The 14028-nt window shown below is 58.7% G+C and carries 13 protein-coding genes and 3 pseudogenes; 10 read left to right on the top strand and 6 right to left on the bottom strand.

Annotated features, from left to right (window positions below):
- Window positions 1-311: 311 nt before the first annotated feature.
- Window positions 312-578, top strand: coding sequence for a hypothetical protein (locus tag AC5J09_RS04840; protein WP_379939988.1), 267 nt, complete (start codon window positions 312-314; stop codon window positions 576-578).
- On the opposite strand, the pseudogene AC5J09_RS04835 reads toward AC5J09_RS04840, so the two are convergent.
- Window positions 567-1586, bottom strand: a pseudogene (locus AC5J09_RS04835) (ATP-dependent DNA ligase). The gene AC5J09_RS04840 and the pseudogene AC5J09_RS04835 overlap by 12 nt on opposite strands.
- Before the next feature lie 356 nt (window positions 1587-1942).
- On the opposite strand from AC5J09_RS04835, the gene AC5J09_RS04830 reads away from it, so the two are divergent.
- Both AC5J09_RS04830 and AC5J09_RS04825 read left to right on the top strand, forming a co-directional pair.
- Window positions 1943-2128, top strand: a complete 186-nt coding sequence (locus tag AC5J09_RS04830; protein ID WP_494297079.1) for a hypothetical protein — start codon at window positions 1943-1945, stop codon at window positions 2126-2128.
- Window positions 2129-2720: 592 nt separating this feature from the next.
- Window positions 2721-2924, top strand: coding sequence for a hypothetical protein (locus AC5J09_RS04825; protein WP_494297078.1), 204 nt, complete (start codon window positions 2721-2723; stop codon window positions 2922-2924).
- A 37-nt stretch (window positions 2925-2961) separates the two neighbouring features.
- On the opposite strand, the gene AC5J09_RS04820 is transcribed toward AC5J09_RS04825, so the two are convergent.
- Entirely contained in the window at window positions 2962-3354 is a 393-nt protein-coding gene (locus tag AC5J09_RS04820; protein ID WP_324764031.1) for a response regulator, read from the bottom strand.
- Window positions 3355-3501: 147 nt separating this feature from the next.
- On the opposite strand from AC5J09_RS04820, the gene AC5J09_RS04815 reads away from it, so the two are divergent.
- The gene (locus AC5J09_RS04815) at window positions 3502-3744 is read left to right on the top strand and encodes a hypothetical protein (RefSeq protein WP_494297077.1); all 243 of its coding nucleotides are present in this window, start codon (window positions 3502-3504) and stop codon (window positions 3742-3744) included.
- Window positions 3745-3896: 152 nt separating this feature from the next.
- Here AC5J09_RS04815 and AC5J09_RS04810 read toward each other — a convergent pair.
- Window positions 3897-4096, bottom strand: a pseudogene (locus AC5J09_RS04810) (hypothetical protein).
- Between the two features lie 154 nt (window positions 4097-4250).
- Here AC5J09_RS04810 and AC5J09_RS04805 point away from each other — a divergent pair.
- Complete coding sequence (locus AC5J09_RS04805) at window positions 4251-5069, top strand: hypothetical protein (RefSeq protein WP_494297679.1); 819 nt, start codon at window positions 4251-4253, stop codon at window positions 5067-5069.
- Here AC5J09_RS04805 and AC5J09_RS04800 read toward each other — a convergent pair.
- Window positions 5063-5661: pseudogene (locus AC5J09_RS04800) on the bottom strand (glycoside hydrolase family 19 protein); the annotation flags it as partial. The gene AC5J09_RS04805 and the pseudogene AC5J09_RS04800 overlap by 7 nt on opposite strands.
- A 794-nt stretch (window positions 5662-6455) precedes the next feature.
- On the opposite strand from AC5J09_RS04800, the gene AC5J09_RS04795 reads away from it, so the two are divergent.
- From AC5J09_RS04795 to AC5J09_RS04780, 4 genes are all read left to right on the top strand, one after another.
- The gene (locus AC5J09_RS04795) at window positions 6456-6674 is read left to right on the top strand and encodes a hypothetical protein (protein ID WP_324764034.1); all 219 of its coding nucleotides are present in this window, start codon (window positions 6456-6458) and stop codon (window positions 6672-6674) included.
- A gap of 464 nt (window positions 6675-7138) precedes the next feature.
- Window positions 7139-7273, top strand: a complete 135-nt coding sequence (locus AC5J09_RS04790) for a hypothetical protein (protein ID WP_494297076.1) — start codon at window positions 7139-7141, stop codon at window positions 7271-7273.
- Between the two features lies 1 nt (window position 7274).
- Window positions 7275-7592, top strand: coding sequence for an addiction module antidote protein (locus tag AC5J09_RS04785; RefSeq protein WP_494297075.1), 318 nt, complete (start codon window positions 7275-7277; stop codon window positions 7590-7592).
- Window positions 7593-8262: 670 nt separating this feature from the next.
- Complete coding sequence (locus AC5J09_RS04780) at window positions 8263-8454, top strand: hypothetical protein (protein WP_324764036.1); 192 nt, start codon at window positions 8263-8265, stop codon at window positions 8452-8454.
- 1354 nt (window positions 8455-9808) lie between these two features.
- On the opposite strand, the gene AC5J09_RS04775 is transcribed toward AC5J09_RS04780, so the two are convergent.
- Window positions 9809-11683, bottom strand: a complete 1875-nt coding sequence (locus tag AC5J09_RS04775; protein WP_494297074.1) for an adenylate/guanylate cyclase domain-containing protein — start codon at window positions 11681-11683, stop codon at window positions 9809-9811.
- A 258-nt stretch (window positions 11684-11941) separates the two neighbouring features.
- Here AC5J09_RS04775 and AC5J09_RS04770 point away from each other — a divergent pair, with 258 nt between their 5' ends.
- Window positions 11942-12187 carry a DUF982 domain-containing protein gene (locus AC5J09_RS04770; RefSeq protein ID WP_324764039.1) on the top strand — a complete coding sequence of 82 codons (246 nt, stop codon included), beginning with the start codon at window positions 11942-11944 and terminating at the stop codon, window positions 12185-12187.
- A gap of 442 nt (window positions 12188-12629) precedes the next feature.
- On the opposite strand, the gene AC5J09_RS04765 is transcribed toward AC5J09_RS04770, so the two are convergent.
- The gene (locus AC5J09_RS04765; RefSeq protein WP_324764040.1) at window positions 12630-13916 is read right to left on the bottom strand and encodes an ABC transporter substrate-binding protein; all 1287 of its coding nucleotides are present in this window, start codon (window positions 13914-13916) and stop codon (window positions 12630-12632) included.
- Between the last annotated feature and the right edge of the window lie 112 nt (window positions 13917-14028).

Genomic DNA, 14028 nt, shown 5'->3' with positions numbered 1-14028 from the left:
CTTGAGCTCCAGGAGAGAAGACCATTTTGTGGACGCCCTGGTACACAATGCTTGCGGCATGTCCAGAAGGTCACTTCGGGAATTATTCTGGGACTCCGTCACTCGGATTTGCATTTGGGCGTTCTGAGGTCGAGACCAAACACCGCCTCGTCCTCTTTCGCGGCCGTTCCCACCAACCGTTCCGTCCGGCAGCGTACCGAGGCTCGCGTTTCTCCAGATGGGGTGTATACTGTCTCCATCATCGGCCATTTCAACGGGCACCGATGGCTGGGAGATCATTGCGCTTTCGCCCCGATGGTGGAGAATGCGCCATGCACGCCGATATAACTTTCCACGTCAATCCAATCAGTCCTTATGACCTCAACGTGATCGATTCTGTCTTTCGGGCTGAGTTACACAAACGAAAGCTGTCCCGCTGCAGCGAAGAAGCAGAACAACTCGCTGCGAGGCTGATCAGTCTCTATCAGGCAGGTCGACGGGATGCTCATGAACTCTCGGCCGCTGTGGCAGACGGCAAGACGACCGGCATCTCTGTTGATAGGTTTTCACAGCAGGAAAAGTCAGGCTCACTCGGCTGAGGGGTCGAATTTATCCACCCCGTCTTTCCGCTTTCGGATGCCTTTGGAAGATGCGTGAGGGAGCTTTCCCTCGTCTGTCCATGCGCGGTACTCAACTTCGGAGGCGAGAACCGGCTCGACTACGACCGCGGCTTTCCTCTTCAGCGCGACGGCCGGCGCTTTCATCGCTCTGCCCTCCAGCAGCTTGCGCAGCTCTCACGAAAGCTCATTTGAGCAGCCGGCACCGCAGCCGCTGACAGACCGGCTCGCCATCCTTGCGCGCCGCCGGCAGCTGCCGGCCGAGATGAGCGGGCACGGTCGACGCCTCAAAGCCAACCACCACGAAGCTGTCGCGCCGCTTCCAGGTGATCTTCTGCCACCACTCGCCCCGGTCGGAGCGGTAGGCCTTCTCCCGATGCCGATAATGCCTTCAAGGCCCTGCGCGCAGGGCGGAGGACCGCCCCATCCGCATCGACCTCCTCAGACAGACGGATCGCACCCTCGCGGCCGGCGACGAGCGGCTCCAGCAAACGGCGACGCTCGCGCAGCGGTAGTCGGCGCAAATCGTGGCCGTCGAGATAGAGAAGATCGAAGGAAAGAAAAACGATCGGGCCGGCCTTGATCGCGGACGGGAGGCGACCGCCCCCCTGCAACATGCCGAAATCAGATCGGCCATGGCCGTCGAGAACGAACGCCTCGCCATCGAGGATGGCGGGCCTCCGCGCGTCATCTGCGATCGTCGAAAGGCGCCCGGTCCAGTCATAGCCGCCGCGCGTGAGGACCTCACCCGACCGGGCTCGACGTGCACGTCAGCCGGTATCCGTTCCATTTCACCTCGTAGGTCCAATCCGGGCCCTGGGGTAACTTGTCGACGAGCGTTGCAAGGCAGGGATCGACGCGCGCCGGCACAGGGTCCAGCGGTGGGAGATCGGGAGCCTTCTTCTTCGCGTTCTTCTTGCCACGACAGACGATAGTAGTGCTGCAAGCATATCGAAATAGATGCACGAGAGGGCTAGCACGCCGAAGTATCATGCGACCCCTCGCCGTCTATCACCCTCGATCGGTGGCATGAACACGACCGCCACCCTCCTTGATCCGCACCGAGGGCAGCGAAGGCGACTGGCGAGCATTGCCAGCGGAAAGTCCCGTCCGCGCGTCGCAACCAGCGTCAGCATATCGAGATCATAGATCCACGTGCACTGGCGAACAGACTTCATGCCTTCGCGGTTGCCGAATGCACATCGCGCTTTAAGTTGCCAACCAAGGCTGAATGCCTCGCCAATTGTCTCGACCATGGCGATGAAATAGTATAAGAACAAACGAAGAACAATCAACCGATGCTCGAACTCCCCAAAATTGGGGCGGCGACCACAGGAGATCGTCCATTGAGTGACGAACTAGGCGCGAAGCTTCGCTACGAACCCGGGCCGTATGTCCACTACTGCGAGTATCCGGGCTGCCCCAGATGGGGCAGCTTCGGCTTCGCCATCGGTCCGGCGGAGCCGCACTGGTTCTGCTCCGAGCATCGGTTGGAATGGACGTTGCGGCATGAGGCACAGCCGCGGCATTGACCTTCGCCGCAAGCGACCCCGCCACCAACATCCCGTGGCTCGTGGCGGGGTCTGCTCTAAATTGTTGCTGAAAAACCTAGCTTGTTGCCTTTCGTGCTCCAGCGCTGCGAGCACATACAGTATTTGCCAAGCGGCTTTCCCCGTCCAGCAAGACGTCCGGATTAATTCGAAAGGCTGAGACGGCCTTAATAGCTGTACGAACAAGAAGGAAATGGGCCGCTCACAGTTCGGCAATGTTGGGAACTTCGCTCCTGGTGGCGTGTTGACATGCCGAGGAGGTATGTAATGAGCTCCCTCAATGTTACCGGCATCCTAATTCTGCTCATTGTCATTGCGCTATTCGCCTTTGCATGGATCGCAATTTAAGGCGCCGCCATTTCCTCGAATGACTCATTCAGGAGCTTTCCGCTGCGAACACGGACGGCGGCGTTCACAAGCGGACAAGCCATGCCTTGGTGTGGAGCTCCGGGAGATAAACATTCTTGCTACTGTAGTCGCCTTTGAGCGCACCATGCGACTATCAGCGGGACACGGCACGGGCTCCGCTGGCTGAGAGGTCATCGCGCATTCGCCCCAATGCGGAGGTCGCCCTATGCTGTATCACCATCAGCAACCAGATGCGATTATGCCCGACGGCATCAACTTTCTGGACGAAGTCTTGACCCAACTCATGACCGAAAGACGACTCGGCCGAGACTGCGAAGATGCAGAACTTGTCGCGGTAAGGCTAATCTCGCTCTTTCAATCCGGCATACGCGACCGGGACATGCTGCGCAAAATGGCAACGCCTCCGTGATTGGGCGAATTCCGCGCAGTCATCCCGTGTCGCCGGCTTAAGGCTGAGAAGCACGGGGTGGTCTCGCGTTAAGCAGTTGGGAAACGGCCGTTAGCAGCTGCGATGAGGTAAACGGCTTTTCGATCATAATGCTGTTCGGGACACCTCTCGACGCCCAGTCCAGAGCACCGTGCCCGCTGATGTAAACAACTGGCATGTCTGGGTCGATCTCGCGAGCAACGCGCGCCACTTCCCAACCATCCGGATATTCGCCAAACCGAATGTCGGTAACCACTCCATCAATTGCCGCGTTTGCAGACCTGAGAATATCTATCGCTTTCTTGCCCCTCGTGACCGCCGTCACGTGAAATCCCGCATCGGTGAGCGCGAGCTCGAAATCCATGAGCAGCAGCGCTTCATCGTCTGCGAGCAATATTGTAACCGCTTCCATGCCCATCCCCGTACGGCTGAATCAAACTGAACGCGCGTGCATGGCCTGCGGTTCCAGAACCTCATCGCTTTGTCGCTGCGGTCAGACCGGCGTCCAAGTCCGGAACCTCACGCGCGGTGACGTGTTGAACGGCCGAGGAGACATACCATGGCTGATGCGCTGAAAATGAAACAGCTGATCTGGGACTGCCAGAAAGACATCGCCGCGTACCTGCCCGACGAGAGCGGCATTTCGGAGCACGAACTGATGCAGATGCTCATCGCCCGTCTCGACGGTAGCCAGGCAAACGAAGCGCTAGGAGACGATTGGCAAGGCTGGTGGCCAGATGACGATGGTGGCGGCGACGGGCGGCAGCCCCGCTCCTCGAGACCGAGAAATAGCCTGACATAAAAGAGCTGCAGAGGGCCACCGCTGCAGCTCCAATCGCGACGCTTTCCATCTTCACCTGGCTTTCGCCCGTTCCATCCAAGGGAACCGCTTCGAACGTCGCATGTCCATATTGTACTCTCAGCGGAAGTGGAATCAAGGGAACGCGCCGGAGATCAAAGCTTCTTCAAGGAAGGGAATGGTTCACTCCCCGGTGTCTTTGCAATCTTCCGATAGCTGTGCCCGCCCATCCCAGGTAGCCGCAGGATTTCAACTGCGGAAGGTACTGCATATCTCCGACCACCTCATATCCGAGCTGGTTAAGCTCGGCGAGGAGGTACGACTGGAGTCTCAAACCTGAAAGCTTCGTGTCCATGTTGTGCTTCAGGGGGCTCTGCATCACTCATCAACTCCGTTGAGAATGGGCAGCATTTGAGATTTACCCAGCCCCCAAGACAGCAAACACGACGCGGAAATGGGACTCGCAGCATCAACCATGATAAAGTTCTGTCCCTTTTGGGGTCATCGTCGTGGGCAGCTTCCTGAGATACGCCCTGTTTTATGTGGTCGAGCCGCTTCGCAAGCTCCTTCGGCCTCGCTTGTGGCCCTTTATCGCCCTGTTGTTGCTGCTAACATTCATCGGACGCCTCCTCGCCGGGGTCGGGGTCCTCGCGCCGGCCGAAAAAGCAAATCAAGTGGTCATTCAGGCTCTAAGTTCACTCGATCCATTCTTCGTTTCGCGTGCGTTCTCCGAGAGCATGCACCTTTGCCGCTATGACGCCCAGCAGGGAACGGTCTGCTCGAATGGGCCCGTATATATGTGCAGCATGTCTTTCACCTTTACAGAATTGACCGATTGTAACTGGGAGGAGAACCCTGGGTTTAGATCGCCGCCCGAGGTGGAGGAGCCGAAAGGTTGGTTAGAGCAGGGATGGGGCTTTCTGGCGCGGCGTGGAACGGCAATTATGAGGACACTCTACATAGTCTGGGAGCAGGGATGGACCGCCCGTCTTGTGTTAGGCCTGACGTTAGCACTGACCACCTTGTTAGTGGTCCCCATCGTTATCCGGAGCGGGCTGGCGTTCGTCTATTGGCTGGCGTTTATACCAATTACTGCCGGGGTCCTTGCATGGGCGCTTAAATATTCTCTGCTGCTGTTGACGCTGGCATTCGATGTGGTGCTCGGACTGGCGGTGTGGCTGACGAGCATCGTCGTAGGCGTGTGGAAACTCATCGGGATTATCAACAAGGCCGAGGAGTTGCAGACCGCAGGAGACCAGATCGCCTCTTCTTTTTCTTCTTCGTCTTCTTCCCCCCCGAGCGAAGGCACCCAGCCGCCGGACCGCTGATCAGCCTGAAACTCGCGGATGTTGTCGGGGCACCCTAGCAGCACGATCGGCGCCAACCTATCAAAGCGATCGGCGACACCGTTCTGACCGCCATTGATCTTCTTCGTGATGGTCTCGGCAGCGCCTTCGTCGGCCCAGTGGTTAAGGCCGCGCGTGTCCCAATAGAACAGCAGTACGAGACCTTCCCAAGGACGCGTGTTTACGGCATCGGGATCCTCGACAAAGTCCGGGCAGGCAAGGTCGGCCGCTCGGCACCCGTCGCGAAACTGGCGGTAGTTGTACTTGCCGGTGAGCTGCATACCAGTCCGACCGCGATTGCGGTGCCCTTCTCCGTCCTTCTCCGGCGTGTTTCCGAGATCGGTGCGCGTGTCGTAGCGCTGCTGGGCCGGCGTCGGCCCCAGATCTCCTCATCATAGGGGAAGTCTCCGCTTTCATGCATGAGCTGGGCGAAATACTGCGCGAGGCGGTGCGGCCGATCCAGGCCGAAGCGGTCGCCGTATCTGCCCAAAGCGACCAGCACGGATGCAAGATCGTTCTCGTTCACTCTGCCCTTTGCCGCATCGCGAACCTGCTTAGCGGTTATGGCGCTCATCGTATCTCCTGGTTTACTCGATGGGAGTGTGCCTGTGGCTTCACCTCCACGGCGTAAGGGATATCCTCTTCGCCGTAAGAACGAGCGGATTAAGCCAAACAGCTGAATGGTTGCCGGAGCTTATCTGTGGTTTGCTTCTGTTAGCAGCCGCCTAATTTAAGGCGGCCAGAGGCTCGTTGCTATCCGCAGAAGGCGACGAGCCTCGCCCAAAATACACCTGGTGTCGTGCGTACGGCTGACCCGTGATCCCCGCCCGGATCGCGGGTCTTTATGTCAAGAATGGTTGACGCTGCAGAGACGGCACAGTCTTGTTCATGGATTTCTCTGATCGTGGCTTTGGTTTAGCCGCAATAGGCTGAGACTGCCGGCGCATTGTGGTAACGCCGCGCAGCCGTCCTGCCGTCTCGCAGCGGACGGGGCAGTTAGAGGCCTGGCGCCTGCCTCCAGCGACGGGCCCCGCCCGGGTAATGCCTGACACAGGCGCCGCACCCCCCGAACACATCTCCATATCTGTCCAAAGCGACCAGCACGGACGCAAGATTGATCTCGTTCACTCTGCCCTTTGCGGCGTCGCGAACGTGCTGAGGGGTGATGCCGCTCAATGGTAACTCCTGATAGTTGTTGAAAATGCTCAGCGGGACTAAGCCACACTGGCTAATGGCGGGCCGAATTGGTCCGGCTTAGAATGCAACTGGTCGTCTCACACCTCGTAGGCGGCTCGGGAGGCTCGTCACCGGCCGCAGCCGTGGGCGGGCCTCGCCGTTGACCCAGCACCGTTGTTAAGGGATTGGGACATGGACGATCGCGAAGCGAGAAGCGCCGGCGATGCTGAACCGGCTCCGGACCTTTCTGAAGTCGCAGCACATTGTGCCGCTGCGGACCTTCTGGACTTTGCGGCGCAGCTTGCCGGCCTGGCCGAAGACCTCAAAGCTTTAGCAGCAAGGCCGATTGAGCCACTACCGACATTGGCCGAGCCAGACCATCCGCCTGAAGCAACCTCTCCTGACCTATGAGCAGCCTCACCTTGCCAGAGCGCCGGCCGCTATTCACTCCCCATGGAATCTTCGCGGAATAGCTGTGCGGGGACTTACTGATCGGTGTCCGGGACTTAACGAACACGCAGCCTCATCCCCGAACGTGTGGTCGAGGCAACGGGAAGGATTCCCCACATGATCTCCTGATTTGCGGTTGTGGTAGAATTAGATCAGAGTATCGACCGCCGCCTTGGGGCGATCGCACATACGCCACCCATGGCAATGAAGCCTACGCGACCACTCGTGAACTGCAGTTCGCTATCTCTCCGACAAATTTGTAGAAGTTAATTACAGTTCACAGATGATCAAAGTTCGCCAAACGACCACCTTCACTACGACCTTCGCTAGATGGCGCAGCGAGCTGCTGCGGATCGTTACGCATCCGCAGGCTCGAGCTTGGTAACCCAGGCGACGTAAAGCCGGTCGGCGAAGGAGTAAGCGAAATGCGCATTCCTTGCAGCCCTGGCTATCGCCTCTACTTCATCGCGGTCGGCGATACAGTCGTATCCTGCTTTGCGGCGGCGACAAATCTTCTCAAGGCCGAGACAGTAGCAAAGGAGATGGCAAAGGAGATCTGAGATGGCTATTGAAGCGACACTTTTTGACGTCCTCGACCACCTCAAAACACCCGAGGATCGCTTTGCCTACCTCGAAGCAGCTTTCGAAGACGCAGATCCGTCTCTAATCGCCCATGCGTTAGGAGACGTCGGCCCGATCAACCGGCTGAGGGCCGTCGCAAAGCACGCAGGAGTTACCCGTGAGGCACTCTATAAATCCTTTAGCGAACACAGCGATCCTGAGCGTTTCACCCTGCTGGGTGTAGCTAAGGCTCTTGGCATCACCGTTGAGGTGGTGGGCAAAAGAAATTATTGCGCCGAAGCAAGGCTGGGGGCGTAGCGAACAGGACTAATGGATGTGGGACTAAGCCCGATGGGCGAATGGCTGCAGGAAACTGATTGTGGTTTCCTGATCCCCAGCCGCCAGCACCCATCACTCCCAGGCGGTCAGAGGTCTGCCGTTGCCGGAGAAAGCGGCGGACCTCGGTCTTTGGCGATCAGCCCGAAGGTCCGGACGCGACGCCGCTCCCCTTAGCCCTCTCCGTCTCGCCGCCCTTAACGGCTAAAATTGACCAGCGGTACTGATTGCCCTTGGTGATGGGCCGTGGACTGAACTGACGACGTGAGATTGGCGGAGACATCCAGCGTCACGCTACCCACGGCAAGATATCAGGTGGACGCCGGGTTATATATGTCGGGTCATACGCGACCGAAGGCGACCGGCTGACGGCCGCCGTAACCACAAACCGCCCAACGACGCACAACGGCATCACGTCGGTTTTCGGAGTCGAGAAGGTCACCATAAATCCCCATGGCGGTGTTTCCGACCACAGCATCTTGGCCAAAGGGACGTCGCCGCAAGCACCTGGCATCAACTTCACTGCAGATCTTTCTAGCGTCAGCTACTAATCGCAGCCATCACGATCAGGCAATAAGTATTACTTAGTTAGTTCTTGCTTTATTAGACTTAAGTAGCATAGGCTAACCTCCTTGGCTTTGGGAGGAGCAAGATGGTAGAACGCGTTGAAGCCGATAAGTTTTTTAAGCAAACTACTACTAAGGTATGGAACATACACGTTTTTTGCCGGCAGCAACGCTTGCCTCAAGAGGAGGAGAAGCGCTTGACCAGCCTTTTTGGCGATTTCGCGGAGGCTTCGGAGTTGCTTCACAATGCCAAGCGCGCGCCGAGGTGGCGGTACTGACATATTAGTGACCACAGGGGGTGCGCATCTTAGAGAGGGAGGTGGTACGATAGGCGGGATTGCCGACCGCTGTAGACCGGGATTGCCGACCGCTGTAGACAGTACGCTGCCAGCGTATATGTGCTGGCAGGTGGCAAATCCCGACCGAGATGCGCATGACGAACCACTGACAACTCGCGGATAAGCGCGGCACTAAGATCGGCCTCGGCGTAGGCAATAAAAATTGCGGCACTTTCGCGGCATCGACGAGCGCAGCCTTGCCGGCTCGATCGGCGTGTGCGTCGCTTTAACCAAGGCGTAAGCCAATGCATTTCAACGTGCCGCGCGCGGCGACTTCTTTGAGCATTGCTGCGAAGTCGCCCTGCTGAATTCGGGAGCGTACCACGCTTGTGCACCGCGTGACGAATTGCCGCTCGGACATGACACGCCACCCAGAAATCCAGCGCCGTTTGCAACGGCGTTATCGCACTTTGTTGCAGGCACCGGCAGTTTGTCGAGACGAACCGAGCAGTCGACGCCGAGGCTACGCAGCAGCTCACGATTGCTTCGACGCCGGTCAGTGGATCGAGCATAGGTGGCAGGACCGTTCTGTAGGACACGTTCCTTGGCAAGGGCGACGCGTGCATCGGCGAAGGCGCAGTCGCTCTGCTTAAATAGAGCATAGGATCACGTCGCGACGCTTGGCTAGTTAGGCCAGACTTCACGCGATCAAGGGGCGAGTCGGTGCCCTTCTGCGTCGCGGCCCATTCAACCAGCCGACCGTCGTGTACCTTCAGCGAGGCAAGAGTGGTACGTTTGCCATCGTCGTCCGCTTTCACTACCAGCCCGGGCCTAATGTGGCCAATCCCATCTCTGACGAAGACGCGGAACGCATCGCTGGCCGCCTGCATCAATTTGCCGAAAGTCGGGCCAATCGGCCAATCTCTTGTTTGTTGTCGTCTGCAGAGTCGCGCCAGTTGCTGCTGGGAAGCGCTGCGCGAACGCCTTCGCGAGATCAGCATGGTTTTCAAATAGCCATCTCAGCGAAGGGGGCGTGCCGTTGTAGCGAGGCTGGCGAGATTTGCGGGGCGGCAGGCCCTTGGGACTCCGGGAGTCGTTGGTGCATCTGGCGGGGTGCGGACGTTGCCGGCCGGTCGCAGGTTGCCGGCAACGAATACATGTCCGGCATATCGGTCCCGGAGGTCCGGAAAGGTGAATCGTCTTTCGACGAGGGTTGGCCAGAGCGTTTCGTAGATGTTCCCGATGCGTCCGCTAAACCTTTCGCGGTGCACTTGGACGTCTTAAGCCAACCCCAAGAGCTCATTCGACCTGCTCTTCGCCTAAGTTGCCGAAAAATCATCGCCGGGAGTATCTGTCACCCGAGGAGCTCAAGTACCTCGGGGAAACGCGGATGACTACGGACCGGGTCGAGATCCGAGTCGTATTTCACCCACCTCTTTGTTTCGTGGGCGGCCCCCGGGAGAAGCTCGACTAGCAAGTCGATCGCCCGATCAGGTTCGCCCTGGAGCGAGTAAAAGCAAGCCACATTATATTTGGCGAGGCGATCGTCGGGATCGATCGCCAAAGCTCGTCTCGCCCATTCCTTAGCGCGATCAAGCTCACCAAGTGCCGCAAGCCCCACAGCCCCCAAATAGGCGGGTCTTGGATTTTCCGGACGCATCATGAGCTCACGTTCGGCGCGCGCGACGCCTTCCCGCGCCGCGGTATTCATTTCCTGCTCGCGCCCGAGCGAGCGGAGAACGTTAATGAGCACAAGTAAGGCCTGGTAATCGTCAGGTTTGATGTCTGCGGCGCGCTGGAAAAGCCTGGCCGCTTCGTCCAGTTTACCCTGGGTGAAGCAAGCGCGGGCATAGAAATAATGGGCCTCAAACAGATCGGGATCGAGGGCGATGGCCTGATCGAACTCCGCCATCGCTTCCGAATGTCGCTCGCGAAGTGACAGGGCGAGGCCGAGCGAAGCGTGCGCTTCTGCGAGACCGCTCTCAAGATCCAGCGCCTTTGCGCTGGTGGCCAAAATACCGTCGATCGACACGTCAGCGTTGTAGTGAAGGAAGAGGAAGGAGTCGCAATCAGCAATTCCAGCGTAGGCCCGTGCATAAAGCGGGTCGAGTGCGACCGCCATGGCGAACATACGCTTCGCCAGAACGTAATGCGACTTTGAGTGCCAGTGCAGAAATTGCCGCCCCCTAAGGTAGTACGCATAGGCCTCGAAGTTCCCGGTAGGCACTCGACCTATGTCCTTCTTTTCTTCTGGAAGCAGCTTGACCTTCAAGTGGTCTACAATGGTATGGGTGATCTCGTCTTGAAGGGCAAAGATTTCGGTGAGATCCCAGTCGTAACGATCGGCCCAGAGATGACCACCGCCCTTACCCTCGACGAGTTGCGCGGTGACGCGCACACGAGAGCCGACCCTCCGTACGCTTCCTTCTAGGATATAGCCCACCCTGAGATCCTGGCTCACCTGCTGCACCTTCACCGGCTTATTCTTGTAGGTATATGCCGTATTGCGGGCGACAACGAACAGGCCGGAGATTTTCGACAGGTCGGTGATGATGTCCTCCGTGATCCCGTCGCTGAAATATTCTTGCTCAGGGTCACCGCTTATATTGTTGAAGGGCAGCACCGCGATGGACGGCTTCTCGATCTCCCAAGGGTCTTGGCTGCCTGTATCCGAGCCGACCGTTTTTTGAGCCACAGGAAAATCCAGAGAAATGCTATAGGCGCGCACTGGCCGGTCGATGTTCTTGAGCGCCTGTTCGCCCATGTCCTCAAATCGAAGATCGAGCCTATTGCCAACGTTATCTCGCACGGCCGCAGATACGGCGATACCGCCCGGCGCCGCAATTTTTTCGAGGCGCACAGCCACGTTGACGCCGTCCCCGAAAATGTCGTCGCTTTCAACGATTACGTCGCCAAGATTGATGCCCATGCGAAGCTCGATCCGGCTTGGCCGCGGCACATCCGCATTGCGCTCTAGCATACACCGCTGGACCGTGGCAGCGCAGGTGACTGCATTCACGACGCTTGGAAACTCCGCCAGGAATCCATCGCCGGTGAGCTTGACGATACGCCCCTCATATTCCGCGATCTTGGGGACGATTAGGTCCTTTCGGTGCGATTTCCATGCCGCATGAGTACCTGCCTCATCCCGGGCCATGAGGCGGCTGTAGGTCACTACGTCTGCGGCAAGGATGGCCGTCAGACGTCTGTGCACGGTCGGATCGTCCATGTGACCACCCAGTTTTCGTGTACTGCCACGCTCGGGGTGCCATGTCCCAGGCCAAAGGCGATTATACTCCAGCGGCTAGTGAATGTCTCTGTCAGGCGAGCCGAAAACGGTCGAACTTGCGCTTCAATCTAGCCAAGGCGCGCAACACAAATGTCGTGCGCCTCCTATAGCTCTTCGCACCTCGCACGCAGTGATAGACGCGCTGGAACGATTGAGAGTGAACTCGGTTAGGACCCCGAAAACAACAGGAATATCAACATGGACGAGACATGGGATGAATGCGTGATCGTCGCGGTTCCCAATCTGGATGGTGTCCAGATCGTGTGGTCGCCCACGTTTGCAGCTCGCCTGCTTAGCGAAAACTGGCCGAAGATGGACGGACGCACATACGCTGCTGCTTTGAACGCCTGCACAGACGCGATGCTCGGCGCCGCCCCTGCGGCGCCGGCACGAGACGCTTTCATAGCAGCGATTGAAGAGGCAAAGCTCAAGACCTTCAGCTGAGGTCACGCGGGTCCCAACCTTTGCAGAGAGCTGCGACGACATTAACATGGCGACACAGCTTGTCTTCGGCCCTCTATCATGGCTCGAGCGCTCCGATCTTGGGCCGTGGGCTCGACCTTCGCTCTCCTGGCTCCAGCCCCTCGATGATGGCGACGTCGCTCTATGCTGCCTCCTGCGCATCATTAGAGGGTCGCACTCGACGTCGCAATCACCCGTCTTCGCGGCTGCTGTAAACTCTCGAGCGAATGATCGATGTGCGCAGGCGCACCAATCGATCGGCCTTGCCAGAACAGGCGAAAGCCGAGCGGCCATAAGCCGCGCGGCTGCATCGGCAGCTTCCGAGATCTCAATCACACGTCTGCCGATCGGATCGCTGACCCTGCCATGTGCACATCACATGCAAATGGCACGGCTCCTGCAGATTGGAATCTCGCTGACTGGATCAGTCGGCTCGGACCGTGGCCTTGCCTTCCTCTACCAACCGTGTCGCCGCATCTTCGATCGTTATTCGTTCGAAGGCGAGCTCGTCGGCGATGGGGCGCAGCACGCGCTGGTCGAATTCGGTCGATCCGAGCGGCGCCGGCGACGGATAGCTGCCCACCTGATCCTTGAGGGCATTGATGTATTTCACCGTTTCCGTCTCCGTCGGGTTGAGCGAAGGCAGGATGGCTTCGCGAACCGTCGGCGACATGGGTACGCCGCGCTCGACGCCCAGGATCTTGCCGGCCTCGACATCATTGACGAAGAAGTTGATGAACTTGGCTGCCGCTTCCCCGTTTTCCGTCGACGCGCCGATGCTCCAGATCAGCGCCGGGCGATAGTAATGGCCGGAGGGGCCGCCCTTCTCGGCGCGTGGCAGCATGCCGATACCAAGCTTGCTTTTCATGATGAGCTGATAGCCGACCATCTGGTTGGAATAGGCCATGCCCATGGCCGAGTAGCCGAGCGCCAGGCAATTGGTGTCGATCGTGTTCTGGTCGAGCGTCTGGATATCGGCGCCGACGGTGCCGCCGCGCTTGCGCAGTTCCTCCCAATAGGCATACCACTCCTTCGCCTCCTCGGCACCGAAACCAAGGCCGGTATCGGTGTAGAGGCTGCTGCCACGCTGGCGGAGCCAGGCGTCGAAAACATAGGCATAGCGGGCTCCATAGGGCCCGCCCCGGACATTCTTCTTGCCGGCCGCCTTGGTCATCTCCACGGCGATGTCGGCGTATTCCGCCCAGGTGGTGTCGATCCCGGGCGGCGCGATGCCGGCTTTGGCGAAGGCATCGGCGTCATAGAACAGCGCGAAGGAATTGAGACCGAGGCCGATGCCCCAGAGCTTTCCGTCCACCGTGGTCAGCTTCAGCACGTCCTTGCCGAAGGCGTCGACGTCGAGCGCCGAAGAGATGAAGGGATCGAGCGCCATGCAGGCGCCGCGCTTGGAATAATCGGAAATCGTGCTGGGCTCGAGCTGGAAGATATCGGCAATGGCGCGGCCGGCCATCTGCGTGGCGAGCTTCGTCCAGTACCCGTCTCCGCTCAAGCTCTCACCGACGATCCTGATATCCGGGTTCTTCTCCTCGAAAAGCTTGGCGACCGCCAATGTCCGTTTCGAGCGGTCGTTCGATCCCCACCACATCGCGCGCAACTGCACGCTTTCGGCGGCAAAGCCGGAACGGGAACCGAGGGCGATACCCGTCGCCGCGCCAGCCGCGCCGACCATGAAACCACGTCTGTTGAGTAGCATGCCAGTCCTCCCCTGTGCTGCCCTGCCCGGCGCTCTCCTCCGGCGCCTGCAGGTTTCAATCAGCGCAAGAGCTTATGCAAAAATCGTCCATGCGCAATATTTCTTTTCGAGC

Source organism: Sinorhizobium sp., from assembly GCF_059070375.1.
This window is presented reverse-complemented; position numbering and strand designations above follow the sequence as displayed.